Annotated in this window: 19 protein-coding genes and 1 pseudogene; 5 read left to right on the top strand and 15 right to left on the bottom strand. The window is 68.5% G+C overall.

Translation table 11 applies throughout. The features are described from left to right. Together metH and VB734_RS11320 are read right to left on the bottom strand one after the other, a co-directional pair. A partial coding sequence (gene metH, locus VB734_RS11325; RefSeq protein ID WP_323243337.1) for a methionine synthase occupies positions 1-2,890 on the bottom strand: 2,890 nt, incomplete at its 3' end. 31 nt (positions 2,891-2,921) lie between these two features. Continuing rightward, positions 2,922-3,839, bottom strand: a complete 918-nt coding sequence (locus VB734_RS11320) for a branched-chain amino acid transaminase (protein WP_197163280.1) — start codon at positions 3,837-3,839, stop codon at positions 2,922-2,924. 89 nt (positions 3,840-3,928) lie between these two features. Between VB734_RS11320 and cobN the strand changes: the two genes are divergently transcribed. Beyond that, a complete protein-coding gene (gene cobN / locus VB734_RS11315) occupies positions 3,929-7,654 on the top strand; it encodes a cobaltochelatase subunit CobN (RefSeq protein WP_197163278.1) in 3,726 nt (1,241 codons plus the stop codon). 46 nt (positions 7,655-7,700) lie between these two features. On the opposite strand, the gene VB734_RS11310 is transcribed toward cobN, so the two are convergent. From VB734_RS11310 to VB734_RS11290, 5 genes are all read right to left on the bottom strand, one after another. Then, entirely contained in the window at positions 7,701-8,243 is a 543-nt protein-coding gene (locus VB734_RS11310) for a hypothetical protein (RefSeq protein WP_197163277.1), read from the bottom strand. A gap of 29 nt (positions 8,244-8,272) precedes the next feature. Next, complete coding sequence (locus VB734_RS11305) at positions 8,273-8,929, bottom strand: PHP domain-containing protein (protein WP_322782674.1); 657 nt, start codon at positions 8,927-8,929, stop codon at positions 8,273-8,275. Then, positions 8,919-9,509, bottom strand: a complete 591-nt coding sequence (hemJ, locus tag VB734_RS11300) for a protoporphyrinogen oxidase HemJ (protein ID WP_197163273.1) — start codon at positions 9,507-9,509, stop codon at positions 8,919-8,921. The genes VB734_RS11305 and hemJ overlap by 11 nt, the downstream gene beginning before the upstream one ends. Positions 9,510-9,609: 100 nt before the next feature. Next, positions 9,610-11,583 carry an excinuclease ABC subunit UvrC gene (gene uvrC / locus VB734_RS11295; protein ID WP_197163271.1) on the bottom strand — a complete coding sequence of 658 codons (1,974 nt, stop codon included), beginning with the start codon at positions 11,581-11,583 and terminating at the stop codon, positions 9,610-9,612. Between the two features lie 28 nt (positions 11,584-11,611). After that, positions 11,612-12,127: a flavin reductase family protein gene (locus tag VB734_RS11290; RefSeq protein WP_197163269.1), complete on the bottom strand. Its 516-nt coding sequence runs from the start codon at positions 12,125-12,127 to the stop codon at positions 11,612-11,614. Between the two features lie 113 nt (positions 12,128-12,240). Between VB734_RS11290 and coaD the strand changes: the two genes are divergently transcribed. Together coaD and VB734_RS11280 are read left to right on the top strand one after the other, a co-directional pair. Next, entirely contained in the window at positions 12,241-12,717 is a 477-nt protein-coding gene (gene coaD / locus VB734_RS11285; protein WP_197163268.1) for a pantetheine-phosphate adenylyltransferase, read from the top strand. Between the two features lie 17 nt (positions 12,718-12,734). Further along, positions 12,735-13,685 (top strand): hypothetical protein, encoded by a 951-nt coding sequence (locus VB734_RS11280; protein ID WP_322781691.1) that lies wholly within the window; start codon positions 12,735-12,737, stop codon positions 13,683-13,685. Here the strand turns inward: VB734_RS11280 and dacB are convergent. From dacB to dapF, 5 genes are read right to left on the bottom strand one after another with little or no spacing between them, the layout of a single operon-like run. Then, the gene (gene dacB / locus VB734_RS11275) at positions 13,660-14,955 is read right to left on the bottom strand and encodes a D-alanyl-D-alanine carboxypeptidase/D-alanyl-D-alanine-endopeptidase (protein WP_322781692.1); all 1,296 of its coding nucleotides are present in this window, start codon (positions 14,953-14,955) and stop codon (positions 13,660-13,662) included. The genes VB734_RS11280 and dacB overlap by 26 nt on opposite strands. Position 14,956: 1 nt before the next feature. Beyond that, a complete protein-coding gene (locus tag VB734_RS11270) occupies positions 14,957-15,496 on the bottom strand; it encodes a DUF4330 domain-containing protein (protein ID WP_197163255.1) in 540 nt (179 codons plus the stop codon). A 56-nt stretch (positions 15,497-15,552) separates the two neighbouring features. After that, positions 15,553-16,251: a DUF1995 family protein gene (locus tag VB734_RS11265; RefSeq protein WP_197163253.1), complete on the bottom strand. Its 699-nt coding sequence runs from the start codon at positions 16,249-16,251 to the stop codon at positions 15,553-15,555. A gap of 27 nt (positions 16,252-16,278) precedes the next feature. Beyond that, on the bottom strand, positions 16,279-17,472 hold the full coding sequence (locus VB734_RS11260; protein ID WP_323243336.1) for a cysteine desulfurase family protein: 1,194 nt from the start codon (positions 17,470-17,472) through the stop codon (positions 16,279-16,281). Further along, positions 17,469-18,572: a diaminopimelate epimerase gene (dapF, locus tag VB734_RS11255; protein ID WP_231594652.1), complete on the bottom strand. Its 1,104-nt coding sequence runs from the start codon at positions 18,570-18,572 to the stop codon at positions 17,469-17,471. The genes VB734_RS11260 and dapF overlap by 4 nt, the downstream gene beginning before the upstream one ends. A gap of 33 nt (positions 18,573-18,605) precedes the next feature. On the opposite strand from dapF, the gene VB734_RS11250 reads away from it, so the two are divergent. Both VB734_RS11250 and leuS read left to right on the top strand, forming a co-directional pair. Then, the gene (locus VB734_RS11250; RefSeq protein WP_197163247.1) at positions 18,606-18,827 is read left to right on the top strand and encodes an Hfq-related RNA-binding protein; all 222 of its coding nucleotides are present in this window, start codon (positions 18,606-18,608) and stop codon (positions 18,825-18,827) included. Positions 18,828-18,910: 83 nt separating this feature from the next. Then, a complete protein-coding gene (gene leuS, locus VB734_RS11245; RefSeq protein ID WP_197163245.1) occupies positions 18,911-21,565 on the top strand; it encodes a leucine--tRNA ligase in 2,655 nt (884 codons plus the stop codon). On the opposite strand, the gene fghA is transcribed toward leuS, so the two are convergent. The 3 genes and pseudogenes from fghA to pgi form a co-directional block, all read right to left on the bottom strand. Beyond that, the gene (fghA, locus tag VB734_RS11240) at positions 21,562-22,410 is read right to left on the bottom strand and encodes an S-formylglutathione hydrolase (protein ID WP_197163237.1); all 849 of its coding nucleotides are present in this window, start codon (positions 22,408-22,410) and stop codon (positions 21,562-21,564) included. The genes leuS and fghA overlap by 4 nt on opposite strands. 11 nt (positions 22,411-22,421) lie before the next feature. Continuing rightward, positions 22,422-23,540, bottom strand: a complete 1,119-nt coding sequence (locus tag VB734_RS11235) for an S-(hydroxymethyl)glutathione dehydrogenase/class III alcohol dehydrogenase (protein WP_370594552.1) — start codon at positions 23,538-23,540, stop codon at positions 22,422-22,424. A gap of 51 nt (positions 23,541-23,591) precedes the next feature. Continuing rightward, positions 23,592-24,286 (bottom strand): annotated as a pseudogene (gene pgi / locus VB734_RS11230) (glucose-6-phosphate isomerase); the annotation flags it as partial.

The following is a 24,286-nucleotide window of genomic DNA, read 5'->3' as shown; positions in this document are numbered from 1 at the left end:
CGGTGATCGCGCGGAAAATGGCGTCGAGCGTTTCCAGATCGCCCTCGTCCTCGACAGCGCAGATTGCCGTTTCTGCCAGCCAGTTGCGCAGCACGATCCGCGGGTTCACCAGGTCCATCGTCTCAGCCCGGGCAGCGTCGGGCTCAGCGGCTGGCCCGGGGTCGGTATCCAGGCCCAGGCCCGCGGGGGCGCCGGCCAGGAATCCGAGACGGTCATCCCACTGGCCGCCCTTTCGCGCTTCCGTGAACGCATCCATGAAGCGCAGATCGGCAAAGGCATCGCGGCCATAGATCACCTGACCGTTGTAAACAGAGCGACAATCCTTCTGGACGAAACGCGGTGTCAGAGCCGCCCCCCCAAGGATCACTGGAACGGTGATGCCCGCTTCATTGAAAGCCTGCAGGTTATCCTTCATGAAGGCGGTAGATTTCACCAGCAATCCACTCATGGCGATGCAATCGGCCTGGTGAAGATGCTGGGCTTCGATGATGGCTTCCACCCCCTGCTTGATGCCAAGATTGATCACCTCATAACCATTGTTGGTCAGAATGATGTCGACGAGGTTCTTGCCGATGTCGTGCACGTCACCCTTGACGGTGGCGATCAGAAACTTGGCCTTGGCGCTGCTCACCCCGTCGACCTTCTCCATGTAGGGCTCAAGAAAAGCCACGGCCGCTTTCATCGTTTCAGCGCTCTGCAGCACGAACGGGAGTTGCATCTGACCGGAGCCGAACAGCTCCCCGACCACCTTCATGCCATCGAGCAGAAAGGTGTTGATGATCTGCAGCGGCGGGTGGCTGGCCATGGCCTCCTGAAGGGCGGGCTCCAGTCCGATGCGCTCGCCATCGATGATGTGCTGACGCAGCCGCTCCTCCACAGGAAGATCAGCCAGGCTCGGACCCGATGCCCTCGCCTCTTTCGCACTCACCCCCTCGAAGAGTCCGGTCAGAACGGTGAGGGGGTCGTAGGTGCAGATCGCCCCCTGCTCCTCCGATTCGAAACGGCGGCTGTCGTTGATCAGATCACGGCAGACCTGTTGATGCTCCTCGGTGATCCTGGCGAGGGGAAGAATCTTGGCGGGGCTGACGATGGCGGCATCCAGACCGGCCTCGCAGCACTCGTGCAGAAAGACGGAATTGAGCACGATCCTTGCAGCAGGAGAGAGCCCGAAGCTCACATTGCTCACCCCCAGCACCACATGAACGCCGGGAAGATTCTGACGAATCAGACGGATGGCCTCGATCGTGGCGGCGGCATTGCGGCGGTCCTCCTCAATGCCTGTGGAGATGGGCAGGGCGAGGGGGTCATAGAAGATCTCATGGGCCGGGATTCCATACTCCAAAGCGTCGCGGTAGGCCCGCTGGGCAATGGCGAACTTGCGCTCGGCTGTGCGCGCCATGCCCTGCTCATCGATCGTGCCCACCACCACACCGGCGCCATAGCGGCGGGCCAGCTCCAGCACCTTGAAGAAGCGCTCGTCACCGTCTTCATAGTTGGTGGAGTTGAGGATGCACTTGCCGCCGGCCACTTTCAGCCCGGCCTCCATTTTCTGCCACTCCGTTGAATCCAGCATCAGTGGCAGATTCACATTGGTGACCAGGCGACTGACCAGGTCATGCATGTCTTTCTCGCCGTCGCGGCCGACAAAGTCGACGTTGACATCCAGCACATGGGCGTTTTCCTTGATCTGGCCGCGGGCCAGGGCCACCAGCCCGTCCCAGTCCTCGGCGTTGAGCAGATCGCGCACCTTTCTGGAGCCGCTGGCATTGAGCCGCTCGCCGATGATCAGGAAGGAATTGTCCTGGTGGTAGGGCGTGATCCCGTAGATCGAGGCCGCCGCCGGCTCCCACTGCAGGGCGGGCCTCTGCAGCCGTTGCTCCGGCAGGCGCACGGGGCGGGGTCTGGGCTTCAGGTCTGCCGCCAGCTCGGCCAGAGCCGCGATGTGGCTGGGGGTGGTGCCGCAGCAGCCACCGATCACCTGCACGCCCAGATCCTCGACGAAGTGGAGCAGCTGCATGCGCAGCTCGAGAGGCGTGAGCCGGTAGTGGGCCACACCGCCCACATTCTCGGGAAGTCCGGCATTGGGAATGCAGCTGATCACGAACGGACTGTGCTCGCTCAGGTAGCGGATATGAGCCTTCATCTGCTCCGGACCGGTGGCGCAGTTCAGGCCGAGCACGTCGATCGGAAAGGGCTCCAGGATGGAGACGACGGCGGCGATATCGGAGCCCACCAGCATCGTGCCGGTGGTCTCCATCGTGACCGAGACCATCAGGGGCCGGCGCTGGCCTGCAGCCTCAAAGGCCTCCTCAAGGCCCTGGAGCGCCGCCTTGATCTGCAGCACGTCCTGGCAGGTCTCGACGATGAACAGATCGACATCCCCGGCCAGCAGCCCCGCCGCCTGCTCGCGGAAGGAGGCCTTCATCGTGTCGAAGTCGATGTGGCCGAGGGTCGGCAGCTTGGTGGTGGGGCCCATGGAGCCCGCCACGAACCTGGGCTTGGCGGGGGTGCTGTAGCGATCGGCCATCTCACGGGCCAGCTCAGCGGCCCGCTTGTTGAGGGCCAGAGCCTGATCCTCCAGCCCGTATTCCGCCAGCACGATCGAGGCCGCCCCGAACGTGTCGGTTTCGATCACATCGCAGCCCGCCTCGAGGAACTGACGGTGCACGGCCTGCACGGCGTCGGGACGGGTGAAGACCAGATTCTCGTTGCAGCCCTCAAGCGCGGCGCCACCGAAATCCTCGGCGCTCAGATCCATCTGCTGCAGCGATGTGCCTGTGGCGCCGTCGAACACGACCACGGGCCGGCCGGGGCCATGCAGATGCTCCAGGAACCCGATCCTGCGGGTCCCTGTCCTTGCCTCCGCCGTCCCGCCAACCAGTGCCGTCATCGCGTGACCGTGCCAGCGATCACTCTAGAAATCAGTCGCGCAGTCGGATGCGGGTGACCCAGTGGTCGTAGCTGGGGTCGTTGCCCACGGTGATCTGGGTGAGCCGCTCCCGCAGCAGCTCCATCACGGGGCGCTGCGTGGGCAGATCGGTGGTCTCCACACGCCGCACAGGGGTCACCCGCGCCGCAGTGCCGCTGAGGAAGACCTCGTCGGCCACGAACAGCTCGGTCTTGTCCACAGCGCGCTCGATCACCGGGATGTCGAGATCCCGGGCCAGCTCCAGGATGCTGGCCCGGGTGATGCCCTCGAGGATGTCCTGGTCGACCCCGGGGGTGATCAGCACGCCATCGCGCACGATGAACAGGTTCATGCCGCTGGCCTCGCTGACCTTGCCGCGGCTGTTGAGCAGGAGCGCCTCGTCGAAGCCGCTCTTCACCGCTTCGGTCTTGGCCAGGGAGCTGGTGATGTAGGCGCCGCTGATCTTGCCGCGCAGGGGCAGGGAGCGGTCCTCCTGACGGGTCCAGCTGCTGACGCGGCAGCTGACTCCGTCGGGGGAGAGGTAATCCCCCAGTTCGATGCCGTAGATCAGAAAGTCGGTCTCGATGTCGTGCAGCCGGGGCGCGATGCCGAGGTCGCTGGTGTAAACGAACGGTCGCAGGTAGATCGGCGTGGTGGGGCGATTGGCCTGCAGAAAGGCATCGATCGCCGTGAGGATGGTGCTCTCCTCCAGCTCCGCCAGCAGAAGCCGGGCGCTCTGGCTGAGCCGGCGGGCATGGCGGTCGGCACGGAACAGAAGGATTTCGCCCGGATCACTGGGATTGGGCAGGGCCCGCATCCCGCCGAAAGCTCCGGTGCCGTAGTGGAGGGCATGGGTGGCGACCGACAGGGTGGCCTCCGCGAACGGAACACAACCGCCCTGGAACCAGGCGTAGGGAAGAAACTTCTGCATGCAGGGTCGCTTGGAAAGGGTGTGGAGCGGGCGGCACCGCACCGTGATCGGGCCACGATCTTCTCACCGTCAAGACCCAAGATGGGCCGATGCATCGGCTTGCGGCAGTTCCCGGCGCCACCGGCGACACGGATGGTCCCCTCTATGTGGAGCAGGCTTCAGCGCCCCTGTTGCTGCTGAGCAGCGCCGACACCGACCTCAGCTCCCTCGCGGGCCTGCTGCGTGACGAACCGGCGCTGCTCAGGCAGGAGGTGCGCGCTCTCAACCTCGCGGCCCTGGATCATCCGGCCGTGATCGACCACTATCTGGCCAGCAGCCTGGACGACACCCAGCTGGTGCTGGTGCGGCTGCTGGGGGGCCGTGGCCACTGGAGCTATGGCCTGGAGCGTCTGCGCCGCTGGGCCGAGGGCCCTGGCCGCCAGCTCGTGGTGGTGGCCGGCACCAGCGAAGAAGAGAGCGACCTGGCGGGTCTGGGCACCGTGGCGCCGGACCTGGCCCTGGCGATCGGCCGCTGCCTGCGGGAGGGGGGGCGCACCAACCTGCGCCGGGTGCTCCTCAGCCTCGTGGCCCTGCTGGCGGGGGAGCAGCCCGATCCGCCCCAGGCGGAACCGCTGCCCGATCCTGCCCCCCACGACTGGCGGGCGGATCCCGGACCCCGGGTCGGTCTGGTGCTCTACCGCGCCCTGCAACAAGCAGGCGACACCGGTCTGGCGGAGGCCACCCTGGCGGCCCTGCGCCAGCGCGGCCTCTGTCCCAGGGCCCTGTGGGTGAGCGGCCTGCGCGAGGCCGGGGTGCAACGGGGCGTGGCCGACCTGCTGGGGCGTGAAGAGGTTCAGGCGGTGCTCTGCACCACGTCCTTTGCCTCCGTGCAGTTCGAGGAGGCGGGGCTGGGCGCCCCACTCTGGGAAGCCCTGAACGTGCCGGTGCTGCAACTGCTCTGCAGCAGCGCCGGCCGCCGTCGCTGGCAGACCAGCAGCATCGGGCTGGGCCCCCTGGATCTGAGTCTTCAGGTGGCGCTGCCGGAGCTGGATGGTCGCCTCACCACCCGCGTGGGGGCCTTCAAGGAAGCGGCGGGCTGCGCCGATGAACGGCTCACGACAGCCCTGCACCGCTACGAGCCGGATCTGGAGCGTCTCGACTGGATCGCCCAGCTGGTGGAGGCCTGGGTGAACCTGCGCGGCACTCCCCCGGCCCAGCGGCGCCTGTCGCTGGTGCTCGCCAACTACCCCACCCGCAACAGCCGCCTGGCCAATGGCGTGGGCCTCGATACCCCGGCGAGTGCGGCGGCGATGCTGCACTGGCTGACCGCCGCCGGCTACGACCTCGGAGAGTCGGAGGCACTGCCGCCGGATGGCCAGGAGCTGATCCGCCGGTTGCTGACCGGCCGCAGCAATGACGCCGAAAGCGGCCACCGTGCGCCGCTCGATCACCTCCCCCTGGCCGTCTACCAGCGCTGGTACGCCGGCCTGCCGCAGGAGGGGCGGCAGCTGATCGAGCGGCGCTGGGGTTCACCCGATCAGGACAGCGGACTGGAGCGCACCGCCAGTGGAGACGGTTTCCCGATCCGGGGTCTGCGCTTCGGCCACATCCACGTGCTGATCCAGCCGGAGCGGGGCTACGACCGCGATCCGAGCCTCAGCTACCACAGCCCCGACCTGCCCCCCACCCACGCCTACCTGGCCCAGTACCTGTGGCTTCGGGAGGTGGAGGGATCCCAGCTGGTGGTGCACGTCGGCAAGCACGGCAACCTGGAATGGCTGCCCGGCAAGGGACTGGGTCTCTCGAACCGGTGCTTTCCCGAATGGGCCCTGGGGCCGATGCCCCACCTCTATCCCTTCATCGTCAACGATCCCGGCGAAGGCTCCCAGGCCAAGCGCCGCGCCCAGGCCGTGATCCTCGACCACCTCACCCCACCCCTCGGGAGGGCGGGACTGCACGGACCGCTCCAGACCCTCGAGGCCCTGCTGGATGAATACTGGGAGGCCTGCCAACTGGGCAGCGGACGGGTGGAACCCCTGCGCCAGCGCCTGGCCGAGACCCTCGAGGCTCTCGAGCTGCCGCTGGAGGCCAGCGACCTGGAAGGCCGCATCGATCGCGCCGACGGCTACCTCTGTGAGCTCAAGGAAGCCCAGATCCGTACGGGTCTGCACACCTACGGCCACCTGCCCGGCCCGGAACCGCTGCTGGAGCTGCTGCTCTGCCTGGCGCGCCCGCCCCTGGCCGAGGGACCCGGACTGACCCAGGCCCTGGCGAGGGATCTCGGGCTGGCACTCGACCCCTGGGCCGATCCGGAGGAGGACCACCTGGATCCACGCGACCGTCAGCTGTTGCTGACAGCGCTGTCTCCCGGCAGACCCACGCCCGGCCTCACAGCGGCGGACTCGGCCCAGGCCTGCCGGCGGATCGGGGATGGCGTCGCCCTGCTGGAGGAGCGGGCGCTGCAGCTGCTGCGCCCCCTGCTGGAGCCCCTGACCGAGGCCCCTCCCTGCGGCACCATCACCCGCTCGGTGCTGGAGCGGGTGAGCGGCGATCTGATCCCTCGGCTGCTGCGCTGCGGCGAGGCGGAACGGGAGGCCTTTCTGGCCGGGGTGGCGGGGGAGCGGATTGCCGCCGGTCCCTCCGGTGCCCCCACCCGCGGACGGCCCGACCTGCTCCCCACCGGGCGCAACTTCTACAGCGTCGATCTGCGCGGACTCCCCAGCGAAGCGGCCTGGGACCTGGGCCGGCGCAGCGCCGAGCTCTTGCTGGAGCTGCACCTGCAGGAGGAGGGCGACGACCTGCGCCAGCTGGCCCTGTCGGTCTGGGGCACGGCAACGATGCGCAACGGCGGTGAGGACGTCGCCCAGGCCCTGGCCCTGATGGGGGTGCGACCGGTCTGGGACGGCCCCACCCGGCGGATGGTGGACCTGGAGGTGATCCCGCTGGCGCTGCTGGGGCGCCCGCGGGTGGATGTGACCCTGCGCATCTCCGGCCTCTTCCGGGATGCCTTCCCCCAGCTGGTGGGCTGGATCAACCGGGCCACGGCCCTGGTGGCGGCCCTGAACGAGGCGGAATCCGACAATCCCCTGGCGGCGGCGCTGATCCGCGAAGGTCACTGCGCCAGGGTGTACGGCTCAGCGCCAGGAGCCTACGGGGCTGGACTGCAGGGCCTGATCGACAGCGGCCAGTGGGAGGAGCGCAGCGACCTGGGTGAGGCCTACCTCAACTGGAGCGGCTGGCGCTACGAGGGCAGCGGAGAGGCGATCGCCGACCGCAGCGGCCTGGAGCAGCGACTGCGCCAGGTTCAGGTGGTGCTCCACAACCAGGACAACCGGGAACATGACCTGCTCGATTCCGACGATTACTACCAGTTCCAGGGAGGTCTGAGTGCCGCCACGGAGCGCGTGCGGGGCTCGGCTCCGGCCCTCTGGTTCGGCGATCACTCCCGCCACCAGCGGCCGCGCCTGCATCGGCTGGAGCGGGAACTCGACAAGGTGCTGCGCTCGCGGGTGCTCAATCCCCGCTGGATCGAGGGGATGCGCGCCCATGGGTACAAGGGGGGGTTCGAGCTGGCCGCCAGCCTCGATTACCTCTTCGCCTACGACGCCAGCACCGGCCGGGTGCCGGACTGGAGCTATGGCGCCATCTGTGACACCTGGCTGGGAGATGACAGCCTGCTGCAGTTCCTGCGCCAGGCCAATCCCTGGGCCCTGCGTGACATGGCCGAACGCTTGCTGGAGGCCCACAACCGTCGCCTGTGGGAAGGGGCCAGCCCCGAGCAGCTGGAACATCTCAGGCAGCTGGTGCTCAGCAGTGAGAGCCTGGTGGAGGGCTGAGGTCTCAGAACCCTGAGTGCTCAGGAACTCGGGATTCGAGGTTCGATCAGGAGTTGATCTCCTTGGCCATGTCCTTGAACGGATCGATGGTGCCGGGCTTGGCCTGCTTGAGGCTGATGCCCGGCTGTCCCTCGGCGGTGCCGCCGTCGGGCTTGCGGCCGGCGGCGGCACCGCCAGCGGAGTTCACACCGCCCACGGCAGCACCCCTGAGCCGATTGCTCAGCTCAGCCGAGCTCATTTTCTCGGCAAAGGTCTTCTTCACCGGCTTGGGCACTCCGCCGCCGAGACCGGTGCTGGCGGCCTTCACCTCGGTGCCGGGGATGCCCGTGCTGGCCTTGGCGAGGCGGGCCGCCATCGAATCCACTTCCTGGATCATTTCCTTGTTTCCGGGATTGTCGGCGCTGCCCGGGAAGGTGTGGCGGATCGTGTTCGAACGCCGCATGAACTTCACGTCGCCCAGGCTGCTGGAGGTGTCTGCATCGAGGTAGAAGCTTTCGTCCTGCTTGGCCTTCGCCGGTTTGTCCTTGGCGGCTTTGGAGGAGAAGGCTCCTTCGGAGCGGTTGCCGAGCAGACGATCGAACAGACCCATGGTCAGGGAACGGAAACCTGATAATGAGCCTAGCGGCCGCCAAGGCCCAGCCCATGGGTATCTGTACCGCAACTCGTCAGCAACCCCAGCCGATCGAGCTGGGCCGCGATCGCGTCGCACACCAGCGGCGAGGGGCGCCAGGACTCCCGTTGCTCGTAGTCGTAGTAGGCCTCGGCTCCATCGAATCCCAGGTCCGCCGCCGCCGAGATCAGGAGGTGATGGGGAAGGCGGTAGCGGGCGGGGTGGGCCAGCAGGGCCAGTCCGCCCGCGGCATGGATCGCGCGGCGCACGGCCCCGGCCCGTAGCGCCGGGCCCACCACCGCACTGCCCTCGAGGTAGGGAGCCAGGGCGGCATGGCCCGGGTCGAATCCGAGCCCGAGCACATGGACCAGGCATCCCTCCAGCAGGCAGCTGATCTCGACACCGCTCCAGAGGTTGGGCACCGTCCGACCGCGCTCCCGATACTGCGCCAGCCGACGCTGCAGCGGCTCGAGGGCAGCGGTGCTGTGGTGGTCGGTCACGGCAAGGTGCTCGAGGCCCCGGTCGACCGCCTGGTCAGCCAGCCACTCCGGCCTGAGGCTGCCGTCACTGCAGGTGGTGTGACAGTGGAAGTTGAGCCGCCCGGGGCAACAGGAGGGCTGCACCCCCTGCAACACCGGCACCAGCGGATGTCCATCAGGCGCCACCGGCAAGGGCCTCCTGCTCCAGGCGAAGGCGGCGCCAGCGGGCATAGAACTGAATCGAGCCGGCCATGGCCACCACCAGGGCCACCAGGAACCAGGTGGCCGCACCCGTGGGGAACTGCCCCTTGAACACCACCAGCATCACCACCAGCACCAGCATCAGCGTGGGGAGTTCATTGAGGGCCCGCAGCTGCCGACCGCTCCAGCGGCAGCGCCCCTCCCGCAGCTGGCCCATCAGGCGATAGCAGAACCAGTGGTAGGCCATCAGAGCCACCACCACCGCCAGCTTGGCGTGCATCCAGCCCTGCTTCAGCCAGATGGGCTGGGCGACCAGCAACCCCACCGCCATGGCCACGGCCACCACCATCCCCGGGGTGGTGATGATGTTGGCCAGACGCCGCTCCATCAGGCTGTACTGCTGCTTGAAGGCCCCGCGCAGGGGCTCCTCCAGCGCCTCGGCTTCCACGTGATAAATGAACAGGCGCACGAGGTAGAACAGCCCGGCGAACCACACCACGACCCCGACGATGTGCAGGGTCTTGAACCAGAGATAGGCCTCCGCTGGCAGGGCCGGCAGCGTCATCGGGAGAGGGGGGGGAAGGGTGTTCAAACTAGGGGAGCTGCCCATCCGTGCTGGTGTCGCCTGGGCCGGGTGGCGGAGGGGCTGCTCGGACCTTCAGCCCTCATCGCACCGCCAGCGGTTCGCCGGACGTCTCGCCGTCGTGCGACTCCTCGGGATCGCCGGGGTGGAAGTAGGTCCACACCTGCCGGGCCAGGGCCGGACCCATGCCGGGGACCGCGGCGATCTGGTCGGGGCTGGCGAGCTGAATGGCGTCGATCGAGCGGAAGTGGGCCAGCAGATCCCTGACTCGCTTGGGACCCAGCCCGGGAATCTCCGTCAGGCGGGAGCGTTTCATCCGCTCGCCCCGCTGCTGGCGGTGGAAGCTGACCGCGAAGCGGTGGGCCTCATCGCGCAGACGCCGCAGCAGCAGCACCCCCAACTGGTCGGGCTCGCTCTCCAGCGGTTGGCTGGCGCCAGGCAGAAACACCTCCTCCCGCTGCTTGGCCAGGGAACACACCACCAGCTCCTCATGCAGATCGAGTTCGCGCAGGGCTTCCATGACGGCTGAGAGCTGGCCCTTGCCGCCATCGATCATCACCACATCGGGCCAGTCGTTGAGCCCTCCGGTGTGCAGGGCCGTGCCGGCCGCCCTGCGCAGCTCCGCCAGGTCGGCCCCCTCCACCTTCGCCTGAGACCAACGGCGGAAGCGCCGCCGCATGATCTCCGCCATCGCCATGAAGTCGTCGGAGTGGCCGGCGCTGATGCTGCTGCTCTGGATCCGGTACTTGCGGTAATGCTGCTTGGCAGGCAGCCCATCAACGAAGACCACCTGGGAGGCCACCGCATCGCTGCCCTGGATGTGGCTGATGTCGTAGCCCTCGATGCGGCGAGGCGGCTGGGGGAGGTCGAGCAGCTGGGCGAGGTCTTCGGTGGCCAGCTGGTGCTGCTCGGCGCTGCGCTGGGCCCGGCTGAGCTCGAAGGCGGCATTGCGCTCCACCAGCTCGATCAGTTCCGCCTTCTGCTGCCGCTGCGGCTGTCGCAGCCGCACCTTGCGGCCCCGTCGTTCGCTCAGCCACTCCTGCACCAGCTCCTGGCGGGGCAGGGGGTGTTGCACCAGCACCTCGGGGGGAATCTCCACGGGCTCCACCTGGCTGTAGTGCTCCTCCAGCACCCGCTGCAGGATCTCGCCCGGCGCGGCGATGCTGGCGTCGGCGGTGTAGCCCAGACGGCCCACCAGCTTGCCGGCCCGCATCTGGAACAGCTGCACCGCCGCCAGCCGCTGATCGCAGGCCAGGGCGAGCACATCCCTGGACACCGAGGCGTCGGGAAGGGTCATCTTCTGCTCGGCGGTGAGTTGCTCGAGGCCCTGCAGCTGGTCACGCACCCGTGCGGCCGACTCGAAATCCTCGCGCTCGGCATAGCGCCCCATCTGGGCACGCAGCAGGTCCAGCAGCTCATCGCTGCGGCCCTGGAACACCATCGCCACCTTGCGCAGGATCTGCTGGTAGGCCTCCGGGCTGATCTTCTCCTGGCACACTCCGGGGCAGCGACCGATGTCGAAGTTGAGGCAGGTGCGGTCGCGATAGAGCGGCTGGGGCCTCTGGCGCAGGGGAAACACCCGTTTCACCAGAAAGAAGGTGCGCCGCAGCAGACCCACGTCCACGTAGGGGCCGTAGAAGCGATCCAGCGGGCTGCGCAGACGCCGCCGCCGGGTGATGAAGATGCGCGGGTAGGGCTCGCTCCAGGTGATGCAGAGATAGGGATATTTCTTGTCGTCCTTGAGCAGCACATTGAAGTGCGGCTGATGGGCCTTGATCAGGTTGGATTCGAGCGCCAGCGCCTCGGCTTCGCTGTCGGTGACGATGAATTCGATCTCGCAGACCTGTCGCACCATCAGGCTGATGCGCGGGCTCAGGTCGTGGGACTCGCGAAAGTAGCTGCGCACGCGGCTGCGCAGGCTTTTCGACTTGCCGATGTAGAGGATGCGGTCCTCCACGTCGCGCAGGAGATAGCAACCCGGCTCGGCGGGCAGCTCCTTCAGTCGCTGGCTGAGGCGATCGGGATCGCTCAGAAGGGGCTGGGCGAGGCGGCCCATGGCAGCTGGCTGAATCCCGGAACCCGACTCAGCCTCCGTACTGCCAGCCGGTCGGTCCCAGCTCGAGAGCCGCCCCGTCACGGTGCAGCACGGCGGTCTTCACTTCGGCCACGAACACGGTGTGATCGCCATGGACCACCTCACCCACCAGCTCGCATTCGACCGCGCCGAGGGCGTCCTGCAGGATCGGCAGGCCCAGGGCACCTAGGCTGTAGGGCGCGGCGTCGAAGCGGCCGCCGATGCCGCTCTGGGGCTTGAAGAAGACCGCCGCCAGGTCCTTCTGATCGGACGCGAGCACATTGAGCGAAAAGCGCCGCGTGCGCTGAATGATGCCGTTGCTGGTGGAATCGGCCCGCACGGCCAGCACCACCAGGGGGGGCTCGAAGGAGCCCTGGGTGACCCAGCTGGCGGTGAAGCCGTTGACGGTGTCGCCTTCGGCCACCCCGCAGATGAACAGCCCGTGGGGGATCTTGCGCAGCAGCGTCTTCTTGGCCGCGGCATCGAGGCCGTCACTGGCTGCGCTGGCGGGTGCATCGTTGGCCATCAGCCCTGTCGCAATCGATACCCCGACTTTAGGCAGTGTGGTCAGCGGCGGCGGCACCATCCATAGGATCCGCGCCATCGCTTCCCCGCGGGGGGCTCCATGACCAAGCGCCCATGAAGGCCCTCTATCCCGGCAGTTTCGACCCCCTCACCCTGGGCCATCTGGACCTGATCGAGCGGGCTGAGCGGCTGTTCGGAAGCCTGGTGGTGGCGGTGCTGCAGAACCCCAGCAAGCAGGCCAGCTTCCCCCTGGAGCAGCGGCTCGACCAGATCCGCCAGGCCACGTCCCACCTGGAGCGGGTGGAGGTGAGCAGTTTCGACGGTCTCACCGTGGACTTCGCCCGCAGCTGCGGCTCGGCGGTGATCCTGCGCGGCCTGCGGGCGATGAGCGATTTCGAGTTCGAGCTTCAGATCGCCCACACCAACCGCAGCCTGGCTGCCGAGGTGGAAACTCTGTTCCTCGTCACCGCAGCCCACCACAGCTTTCTCAGCAGCAGCGTGGTCAAGGAGGTGGCCCGCTTCGGTGGGGATGTGCGCCATATGGTGCCGGCAGGAGTGGCGGATGACCTCGCCAGGCTCTTTAATCGGTAGTCCCCTGCCCCGTTGAGATGGCCGACACTCGGATCAGCGTGCTGGATCAGATCGATCAGCTCGAAGAAATCGTGCTGGAAGGCAGCCGCATTCCGTTCAGTGGTGGCCGCCTCGTCAATGAGCAGGACGCCATCGAGCTGATGGATGCGGTGCGGGACGCCATCCCCTCCCAGCTCGAACAGGCCGAGGAGCTGCTGCGCCAGCGGGACAGCTTCATCGCCCAGGCCCGCCAGCAGGCCGAGGAGATCATCAGCCGGGTCCGTCAGGAGCGGGAGCAACTGATCAATTCTGCCGCCGTCCGCCAGGAGGCCGAGCGGCAGGTCGCCGAGCTGCGCGAGCAGGCCCGCCAGCAGTGCGAGCAACTGCTGCTCTCCGCCCGGCAGCAGGTGGCCCAGACCGAACAGGAGCACCAGACCCGCCTGGCCCAGACGGAGCAGCAGTTCAGCAGCCGCCGCCAGCAGCTGGAGCAGGAGGCCATGCAGCGGCGTCAGCAGCTCGACCAGGATTTCGTGGAGATGAAGCGCCAGCTGAGCGAACAGCACGAGCGCTCCCGTCAGCAGAGCCTTCAGGAACTGGAGAAGATCCGCCAGGAGGGACTGCGCATCCAGCGCGAAAGCCAGAGCGAGGCTGAGCGGTTGCACAACGATGCCCTGCAGTTCCGCCAGCAGACCCAGCAGCAGTGCGAGGCGCTGATCAGCCGGACCAGGCAGGAGGCCACCACCGTGCAGGACGGAGCCAACCGCTATGCCGAGCAGGTGCTCACCGAGCTGGAAGGACGACTGGGCGAGCTGAGCAAAGTGGTGCTGGCCGGCCGGCGCGAGCTTGGGCGGATCCAGAGCACCGAGGTATCTGCCTCGGCCGAGAGGAACCCCACGACCCCACCACCTGCCGGTGAGCAGGCGGCGGTGCCGATCAGCCGCGCCCGGCGGGCCGCCTCACGCCTCAGGCAGGTGGCTGGCAGAGGCTGACCTTCTGCACCTGGCGGAGCACCGCACCGATCGTGGTGTTGGGTGCTCCGGCCCCGTTGGAGATCAGGCTCACGTACCGCGGTCCATCGCTGGTGTTGAGCACACCACTGATGGATCGCACCCCCGTGAGGGTGCCGGTCTTGCCGCGGAAGCGGCCCTCCAGGCTGGTGCCCTTGTAGAGGTTGCGAAGGGTGCCGCGCTGGCCGGCCACCGACATCGAGGCCAGGTAGTAGCCGGCATAAGGGTGCTGCCCCATGGTGAGCAGCAGGGCGGTGAGGAAACGGCTGGTGAGCCGGTTGGCCCTGTCGAGGCCGCTGCCATCGGCCACCCGGACACCCTGCAGGGGCAGGCCCTGCTCAGCCAGCCACCGCATCTCGGCCTGGCGGCTGACGGCCAGGTCCCAGCTGCCACTGGCCTGCCGCATCAACACTTCGGCAGTGAAGTTGTGGCTCTCGGTGTTGGCCAGGCTGAGCAGGTTGTGCATGGGAGCCGAGGGCTCCTCATGGATCAGCACGGCATCCCGGGCGATGGGGGTCAGGGGGGACACCACACTCAGCTCGACGGATTTACCGCCCTGTCGAACCAGTTCCCGGTTGAGCAGGGTGCGCAGGCGGGAGGTGGGGTTGGACACCGCCATGTCGATGGCATTGCTCGTGAGCGCCAGGCGGGTGATCGGAGCGCCGTAGGCATAGGCGCGATCTTCCGGATGCCAGCCCTGGGGCCACCAGGCCTGGGGCGGTTCCTCGGCCAGTTGCAGCCTCACCAGGCTGGGGGGAGTTCCGTCGGCACCACCGGATCCCAGGGCCAGCTTGGCGAAGCGCTGCAACTGGGGCATGGCCAGATCAGGATCACCCTCCCCGGTCAGCCGCAGGGTGCCATCGGGGAGGCGCCAGAGACGGGTGGTGAGGCGGTAGTCGGGGCCGAGACGATCGAGGGCGAAGGCCGTGCTCAGCAGCTTCTGGTTGGAGGCCGGAATCCGTGGCTGCAGCCCGTTGACATCGGCCAGCAGGCGGCCGTTGCCATCGGCCACCGACACGCTCCAGACACTGGCTTCCGACCCCAGGCTCGACTGGACCCGCTGCTGCAGAGCCGGGCAGCTCACCTGGCTCTGCAGCAGCGGCAGGCCGGCCGCCGCCGGGGAACCAGGCAGGCGGGCCAGGGGATCGGCCGCGAGCACAGGCAAGCCAGGCACCAGGGCCAGGCCGAGGGCCAGGGTCCTGACCAGAGGGCGCGGGGCCCGGAGGATTCGGGGTTGGGACATCATCACCATCTCAGGACTCACCAAGGACAAGACCACTGACCGACCCGTTGAGGCGGTAGTTGCGACCCTCCAGCTCGATCGGGGCACCGATCTTGAGGTTCTGGTTGCCGAAGACGACCCCGCCATCCGTCTTCCGTCCCTGCCCCTCGAGCACGAAGCGGGCATCCAGGGAGCCCACCAGGGCCTGGTTCGGATCGTCGGCGGTGACGACGCTGCCATCGGGTTGCAGAGCCACCAGCTTGCGCTGCAGCCGCTGCAGATCCTTGAGCTTCACGGTGCCGTGAGGCTGGTTGCGGATCACGATGCTCACCTTTCCCTCCTCCCGGGCCGCGGCGATCAGTCCTTCGGGATCGGCGGAGGGGATGCCGCGCACATCGACGATCACCGTGACCGGCTGCATCGCGCCGGTGGCGGTGGCCACCGCACCACTCAGCTTGGGGCTCCAGATGACACCACCGATGGCCAGCAGCACGGCGGCTGCGGCGCCGATGTCGACCAGGCCCCAGCGGGGCGAACCGCTCGGCGCTGTAGGGGTGGACTCAGAGGGCATGGGCAGGGGGCAGACGCGCAACTTTAAGGAGGGTTTCCCGCTCCGGCCAGGGGGCTTCAGTTGCGCAGGCTGCCGATGAAGCGGTCGAGGGCCTGCAGGCCTGCCACCACATCAGGGCCCTGCTCCGGGCTGAGGGCTTCCGCCTGCTGCTCCGCATCGGGCTTCAGATCGAAGCAGGCGACCAGGCGGTAGCCATCGGGATCCCGGCGGTAGAGCTCCCAGGGGCCGGGCCAGGCGAAGCGCAACGCACCGTTCTCCTGGGGCTGCAGGGCATAGGCCGGTCGCCAGGTGGACAGGAACCCCCGCCGCCGCTCGCGGGCCACGCTGCCGATGCCCACAGCGGCATCCTCGAGGCGTCCGTTCAACAGCACCACGCCGCCGCGGTGGGCCTGGCAGAGGCGTTCCACCTCCTCGTACTCGGCCTGGGCGGGTTCCACCAGCACCAGCAGGTCGCCGGCGGAGAGATCGTTGTCCTGCTCCTGACGGCGCAGCTGATCACCCAGGGAACCCAGCTCGGCGGCCAGGTCAGGTGCATCGCGGCGGGCCAGGGCGGCGGCCCCGGCATCGGGGAAGAGCAACCGCACCGGACGCTCGCCAGGATTCAGGGCCGCCAGCAGCCTCAGCGCCAGGGGGAGCAGCTTGAGCCCCTCAAAGCGCAGCTCCATGCTCCAGCGACCACTGGGGCTGTCCGCCAGGGCCTCGTTCAGGGCCACAAGGGCCTCAGCTTCGGCGCTGCGCAGATCAGCTGGGAGCACGCGACATCTCGGCGAAGCCCAGCGACCCTACCCAGGCTCTGCCGCCGCCAGGGCCTGACGGGCCCGCTCGAAGCGGGCAGGTACCGAGTCGAGCTGCTCCTGGCTCAGCCAGGGGCCCAGGCTGAGGCGCAGTCCACTGGCGGCCAGCTCGGTGGGATACCCCATGGCCTCCAGCACTGGGCTGGCGCCAGCGCGCCCCCCCTGGCAGCCACGGCCGCTGCTGACGGCCAGGCCCTGGCGCCAGAGAGCCTGCACCAGGCGTCGGCCTGGCAGGGGGCGGCCGGCCCCATCCCGCACCAGCAGGCTGAGGTGGTGGGGCAGGCGCTGGGATGGACAGCCGGTCAGCTCCACACCGCCCAGGGCGAGCAGAGCCTGCAGGAGGCGGTCACGCCATGGCCCCAGGGGGTCCTGGCCGGCATTCAGCTCCAGCCGCCGCTGAGCCTGCCGGAGGGCCTCGGCGAATCCCGCCGCCAGGACCACCGGTTCGGTGCCGGAGCGCAGCCCCCCCTCCTGACCGCCGCCTTCGATCATCGGCCGCACCTCCAGGCCAGTCCGGGCCAGCACGGCACCGATCCCCCGGGGTCCCTGCAGCTTGTGAGCGGTGAAACTGAGCAGATCCACCTCCAGCGACGCGAAATCGATGGGAAGATGGCCCACCACCTGCACGGCATCGCTGTGCAGGATCACGCCCGCGCGGCGGCAGCGCTCAGCGATGGCCCGCAGGGGTTGAAGCGTGCCCACTTCGCTCTGGCCCCAGATCACCGACACCAGCCGGGTGGGGGGCTCCAGCAGGCTCTCGAGCCGATCCAGCCTCAGCCGGCCCAGGTGATCCACCGGCAGGCGCTCCAGGGTCCAGCCCGAGCCGGTCAGGCGCCTGGCGGCGGCCTCCACCGCCGGATGCTCCACGGTCGAGATCAGCAGCCGACCGGGAGACAGCGCCGCCGCTGCTCCGAGCAGGGCCAGGTGGGCGGCCTCGGTGCCACCCGAGCAGAACGTGAGCTGCCTGGGCTCAGCGCCGAGCAGAGCGGCGATCGCCTGGCGGCTGCGCTCGAGACTGTCGGCCGCCGCCAGCCCGAAGCCATGCAGGCTCGAGGGATTGGCCCAGGCGGTTCGCGTGGCGGCAGCCATGGCCTCCAGCACCGCCTCGGCCGGAGGTGCACCGGCCGAGGCATCGAGGTAGAGCGGCTGCGCCGTACCGCCGGAGTGAGCAGCCGATATCACTCGGCCGGGCGATCGGAGCCGGCGCTGTCACGGCTGAAGCGGGCCTGGGTGCGGGCCTCCAGAGACTGAGCGGCCAGGGAGACCAGCTCATCGAGCGAGCGGCTCTCCAGCAGAGCCTCCACCCGGCGGCGGGCCTCGGCGCTGGGGCAGTTGTCGGGCCGCTGGCAACCCTGCGCACAGGCGATGGCGCAATTGATGTCGTCCGGCTCCACCGGTCGCGACGACACCGGTTCGACGGCCCTGTCCGCTGGCGGTGCCAGCACCCCGTCGAACACCGGTTCGGCAGGCCCCGTCATGAACAGATGGTTCGAGCGGGAGTCCCAGTCGATCCAGAGCGAGCCGCCGGGAAGATCCAGCCGTGCCGAGCGCTCAGCGAGGCCGAGGCGATGGCAGGCCACGAGGGTGGCGCAGGCACCGGTACCGCAGGCCAGGGTGGGGCCGGCGCCCCGTTCCCAGACGCGCATCACGAGGTGGTCGGGCCTGAGCGCCTGCACGAAATGGACATTGGTGCGGGCCGGGAAAGCGGGATGCCGCTCGAGCAGGGGACCGAACCGCTCCAGGTCGACCACCTCCACGTCGTCGACCGGGATCACCAGGTGGGGATTGCCCATGCCGGCCGCTGCCGACGCGAAGCGGGCACCCTCGACCTCCAGTTCGCCCTGGGGAAGCCCCGCCGGTCCGGTCGCCAGGGTGGTGGGCACCTGCTCGGGCAGCAGGAACGGCTCCCCCATGTCGACGCGCACCGTGCCATCCCCGAGCAGTTCGGGCACCATCCGCCCGGCCATGGTCTCCACCTGCCAGGTCCTCCCCGGCGCATCACCGTCGCTGTCGGCGAGGAACCTGGCCAGGCAGCGGATGCCGTTGCCGCACATCTCCGCCTCGCTGCCATCGGCATTGAAGATGCGCATGCGCAGTTCCCCATCCCCCTCGGGAGGCAGAGCGAGGATCACCCCATCACCGCCCACCCCGAAGCGCCGGTCGCAGATCCAGCGCACCCGTTCAGGGTCGAGGCCGAACAGGTCCTGGGGATCGGCCGCCTCACGCCCGTCGAGCAGGAGAAAGTCGTTGCCCAGCCCCTGGTACTTGCTGAATGCCAGCACGGCCCCATTCCCGATCCACATAACCTGAATCCTATGGAGACTCAGAATCTGGATACGAGCCTGCCCGGGGTGCGCCTCCTCCAGAACTGGGTCCGTCAGCGCACGCCCCTGCGAATTCGATTCCCCGGCGGCGAGCAGCTCGAAGGCTGCCTCGACTGGCAGGACCCCGAGTTCCTGGCCCTCCGGCCCGCCAGCGCCCAGCAGCCGGTGCTGATCCGCCGCTCCGCACTCGAGACCATCCAGCCCCTGGAGTGACGGCGCATGGAGCACCCCTGGGGGGTGTGGCACGATCACAGCCACGCACTCAACGGCTGATGCGAACCGGCCGACCCCGGAACATGGCCGAGTCCGACCACCGATCCAGCCCTGGAATCAGCACGGACAGCAGCCGCTACCGACCCGACGCGATCGAAACCGTCTGGCAACGGCGCTGGCAGGAGCAGGGGCTCCACCGGACCCCCGAACCCGGCGACGGCGGCGAGGACAACGGCAGCGACGACACGTTCTACGCGCTCTCGATGTTCCCCTATCCCTCGGGGAACCTGCACATGGGCCATGTGCGCAATTACGTGATCACCGACGTGATCGCCCGGGTGCAGCGGCTTCGCGGCCGCAAGGTGCTGCACCCCATGGGCTGGGACGCCTTCGGTCTGCCGGCGGAGAACGCCGCGATCGAGCGGGGTGTGGATCCCGGCGACTGGACCGATGCCAACATCGCCCAGATGCGCGCCCAGCTGCAGCGCCTCGGCCTCTCGATCGACTGGGACCGGGAGGTGGCCACCTGCCACGCCGACTACTACCGCTGGACCCAGTGGCTGTTCCTCCAGTTCCACGAGGCGGGCCTGGCCTACCGCAAGGAGGCCACGGTCAACTGGGATCCCATCGATCAGACGGTGCTGGCCAACGAGCAGGTGGACAGCGAAGGCCGTTCCTGGCGTTCGGGCGCCCTGGTGGAGAAGCGCAAGCTGCGCCAATGGTTCCTGAAGATCACCGACTACGCCCAGCAGCTGCTCGACGACCTCAGCCAGCTGGAGGGCTGGCCGGAGCGGGTGCGCACCATGCAGGCCAACTGGATCGGCCGCAGCACCGGTGCTGAGCTGCGATTCACGGTGGTCGATGCCGGGGGCAACGACACGGCGGAGACCATCACCGTGTTCACCACCCGCCCGGACACGATCTTCGGCGCCAGCTACGTGGTGCTGGCCCCAGAGCATCCGCAGGTGGCCTCGCTCACCACTCCTGAGCACCAGATCGCGGTGGAGGCCTTCTGCGATCTGGTCTCGCGCCAGAGCGAGCAGGAGCGCACCGCGGAGGACAAGCCCAAGCGCGGTGTGCCAATCGGCACCCAGGTGCGCAATCCCGCCAACGGCGCGCTGATCCCGATCTGGATCGCCGATTACGTGCTGGCCGAGTACGGGACCGGCGCCGTGATGGGCGTGCCCGCCCACGACCAGCGCGACTTCCTGTTCGCCCGCCAGTACGAGCTGCCGGTGCAGCAGGTGATCATTCCCGAAGGCAGCGATGAACACGCCTTCGAAGGTGGCGCCTGGACGGAATCCGGCGTGCTGATCCATTCCGGCCGCTTCGACGGCCTGCCCAACAGCGAGGCCAAGGCCGCGATCAGCGCGGCTGCCGAGGCCGAGGGCTGGGGCCGCGAGAAGGTGCAGTTCCGTCTGCGCGACTGGCTGATCTCCCGCCAGCGCTACTGGGGCTGCCCGATCCCGATGATCCACTGCGACGACTGTGGTGTGGTGCCGGTGCCGGCCGATCAGCTGCCGGTGAAGCTGCCCCGCGATGTCGCCTTCAGCGGCAAGGGCACCTCACCCCTGGCCCAGCTGGAGCCCTGGGTGACGGTGAGCTGCCCCTGCTGCGGCAGACCGGCCCGGCGCGAGACCGACACCATGGACACCTTCATGTGCTCCAGCTGGTACTACCTGCGCTACAGCGATGCGCAGAACGAGCAGCTGCCCTTCAGCCAGGAGGCGGTGAACAGCTGGCTGCCCGTGGACCAGTACGTGGGCGGCATCGAGCACGCCATCCTGCACCTGCTCTATTCCCGCTTCTTCACCAAGGTGCTGCGCGACCGGGGCCTGCTGGGCTTCGACGAACCCTTCCAGCGCCTGCTGACCCAGGGCATGGTGCAGGCCATCACCTACAAGAACCCGCAGACCGGCAGGTACGTGGCCCCGGCCGAGGTGGCCGATCCCACCGATCCCCGCGATCCGATCGATGGCGAGCGGCTCGACACCTTCTACGAGAAGATGTCCAAGTCGAAGTACAACGGCGTCGATCCCGCCGTGGTGATCGACCGCTACGGGGCTGACACCGCCCGCATGTTCATCCTCTTCAAGGCACCGCCGGAGAAGGACCTGGAGTGGGACGACGCCGATGTGGAGGGGCAGTTCCGCTTCCTGCAGCGGCTGTGGCGGCTGGTGGACGTGGCGGTGACCCGGGGGCTCCGCCTGCCGGATCAACCGGACGCCCCCGCAGGAGCCAGCACCCCGGCTGAGCAGGAGCTGCGCCGCGCCGTTCACGGCGCCATCGCCGCCATCGACGATGACCTCGCCCCCGGCCACTACCAGTTCAACACCGCCGTCTCGGAGCTGATGAAGCTCAGCAACGCCATGACGGCCCAGCTGGAGATGGTGGCCGAGCCCGTGGCCATCGAAGCCCTGAGCGCCCTGGTGATCCTGCTGGCCCCCTTCGCTCCCCACCTGGCCGAAGAGCTCTGGCAGCGGCTGGGGGGCAGCGGCAGCGTGCATCGCCAACGCTGGCCCGTGGCCGATCCCTCCGCCCTGATCCAGGACACCGTGCCCCTGGTGATCCAGGTGAAGGGCAAGGTGCGCGGCCAGCTGGAGGTGCCGGCCGATGCCGATGCCGCCACCCTGGAGCGGCTGGCCCTGGAGAGTGACATCGCCCTGCGCTGGCTGGAGGGACAGCCGCCTCGGCGGGTCATCGTGGTGCCCGGCAAGCTCGTCAACCTGGTGCCCTAGGCGGGCGGGAGCAGGGCCGCCGCGTGGTGGCGCAGGTGGTCGTCGATGAAGCTGGCGATGAAGAAGTAGCTGTGGTCGTAGCCCGGCTGGCGCCTCAGCTCCAGGGGGTGGCCGGCGGATCGGGCCGCCTCCTCCAGGTCATCGGGCCGCAGCTGACTCTCCAGGAAAGGATCGTCCAGCCCCTGATCGATCAGCAGGGGCAGCCGCTCCGGCGCTGAAACGATCAGCTCGCAGGCGTCCCACTCACGCCAGCGGGAGCGATCCGGGCCGAGATAGCGGCTGAAGGCCTTCTCCCCCCAGGGGCAGCGGCTGGGGTGGCTGATCGGCGCGAAGGCCGAGACGGATCGGTAGAGGCCGGGATGGCGCAGGGCGCAGACCAGGGCGCCATGCCCCCCCATCGAATGGCCACTGACACCGCGACGGCCGTTCAGGGGCAGCTCCCGCTCGAGCAGCTCCGGCAGCTCCTCCACCACGTAATCGTGCATGCGGTAGTGGCGCGCCCAGGGGGCCTCACTGGCATTGAGGTAGAACCCGGCTCCGTGACCGAAATCCCAGGCCCCGTCCGGGTCCCCCGGCACCTCGGGCCCCCTGGGGCTGGTGTCGGGAGCAATCAGGGCCAGACCGAGGCTGGCGGCCAGGCGGTGGGCCCCGGCCTTCTGCATGAAGTTCTCGTCGGTGCAGGTGAGGCCGGAGAGCCAGTACAACGCCGGCACGGACGCACCGGCCAGAGCCTGGGGCGGGAGGTACACCGCCAGGGTCATCGCGCAGTCGAGCAGGGCGGAGTGGTGCCGGTAGCGCCGGTGGGCCCCGGCGAAGCTGCGGTTCTCGCTCAGGAGTGTGAGCACGGAGTGGGGCCTCAGGGGTTGAAGTGGATCACCGAGCGGATGCTCTGGCCCGCGTGCATCAGCTCGAAGGCCCGGTTGATCTCCTCCAGGGGCATGGTGTGGGTGATGAAGGTGTCGAGCGGAATCTCACCGCTCTGGAAGCGCTCCACATAGCCCGGCAGTTCCGTGCGGCCCCGCACCCCACCGAAGGCCGAGCCACGCCAGACCCGGCCGGTCACGAGCTGGAAGGGGCGGGTGGAGATCTCCTGACCGGCACCGGCCACGCCGATGATCGTGGATTCGCCCCAGCCCTTGTGGCAGCACTCCAGGGCGGCACGCATCACCTGCACGTTGCCGATGCACTCGAAGGAATAGTCCACGCCACCATCACTGAGATCGATCACGACGTCCTGGATCGGAGCATCGTGGTCGCCCGGATCGAGGCAATCGGTGGCGCCGAGCTGACGGGCGATCGCGAACTTCCCGGGGTTGGTGTCGATGCCGATGATGCGGCTGGCGCCGGCCATCACCGCACCGATGATCACCGCCAGACCGATGCCGCCGAGTCCGAAGACCGCCACGCTGCTGCCGGCCTCCACCTTGGCGGTGTTGAGCACCGCTCCGATGCCGGTGGTGACCCCGCAGCCCAGCAGACAGACCTTCTCCAGGGGCGCGTCCTTGCTGATCCGGGCCACGGCGATCTCGGGAACCACGGTGTATTCCGAGAACGTGGAGGTGCCCATGTAGTGGTGGATCATCCGGCCGCCACGGGAGAAGCGACTGGTGCCGTCGGGCATCAGCCCCTTGCCCTGGGTGCCGCGGATCGCCTGACAGAGGTTGGTCTTGCCGGAGAGGCAGAAGCTGCAGGCACGGCACTCCGGCGTGTACAGGGGAATCACGTGATCCCCCACCGCCACGGAGGTCACGCCGGGACCCACCTCCTCCACCACAGCGCCGCCCTCATGGCCGAGCACGGCGGGGAAGAGGCCCTCCGGGTCCTGGCCCGAGAGGGTGAAGGCATCGGTGTGGCACACACCGGTGGCCACCACCCGCAGCAGCACCTCACCGGCCGCCGGCGGGGCCACCTCGATCTCCGTGATCTCCAGAGGCTGGCCCGCGGCCCAGGCCACGGCTGCGCGGGAACGGATCATGACCGCAAAGAAGCGGAACCTAGCAACGCCGCCCGGGCCGGCTGAGGCGACTCACCCCTTCTGGAACACCAGACCGGCCGGTTCGCCCCAGTCGCCTCGGGCGCTGAAGCCGCGGTCATTGCCGCAGAGGTGCCGCAGGATCCAGAAGGCCGCCTCGGGACTGGGGAGCTGCAGCTCCTCGCGGATCGCCTGCACGGAGCGGGGCTGCCCATCCGCCAGCAGAGCCTCCACCCGACCCTGAAGGTCCAGGATCGTGGCAGCGGCCTTCTTGCCCGCCTCCACCCCGGGCTGGTCGTAGGCATTCACGTTCACCAGTTCGCCGTAGAGCCCCACGGCCCGCTCGAACAGGGCCACCAGCGCCCCCAGGCTGCGGGCATCGAAGTGGCGCAGGCTGATCGACAGGCTCTGACGCCCGCCTTCGGTGAGGGCGGAGCGGGTTCCCTGCAGGAATCCATCGAGGAAGTCTCCGGGGTAGTCCCCGCCAATGGGAGCCACATCGGCGGGGTCATCGAGAGCCTCGATGAAAGTGACGAAGAAGTTGTCGACCCCGTCACGGAGCTGCTGCACGTAAGCGTGCTGATCGGTGGAGCCCTTGTTGCCGTAGACGGCAATGCCCTGATGCACCTCACGGCCTTCCCGGTCGAGCCGCTTGCCCAGGGATTCCATCACCAGCTGCTGCAGGTAGCGGCTGAAGACCTCCAGCCGGTCGCGGTAGGGGAGGACCACCATGTCGCGCCCTCCGGCAC

It is taken from the genome of Synechococcus sp. BA-124 BA4 (assembly GCF_034931165.1).
Note: the sequence above shows the minus strand (reverse complement) of the source record. Positions and strands in the feature narration are given on the sequence as shown.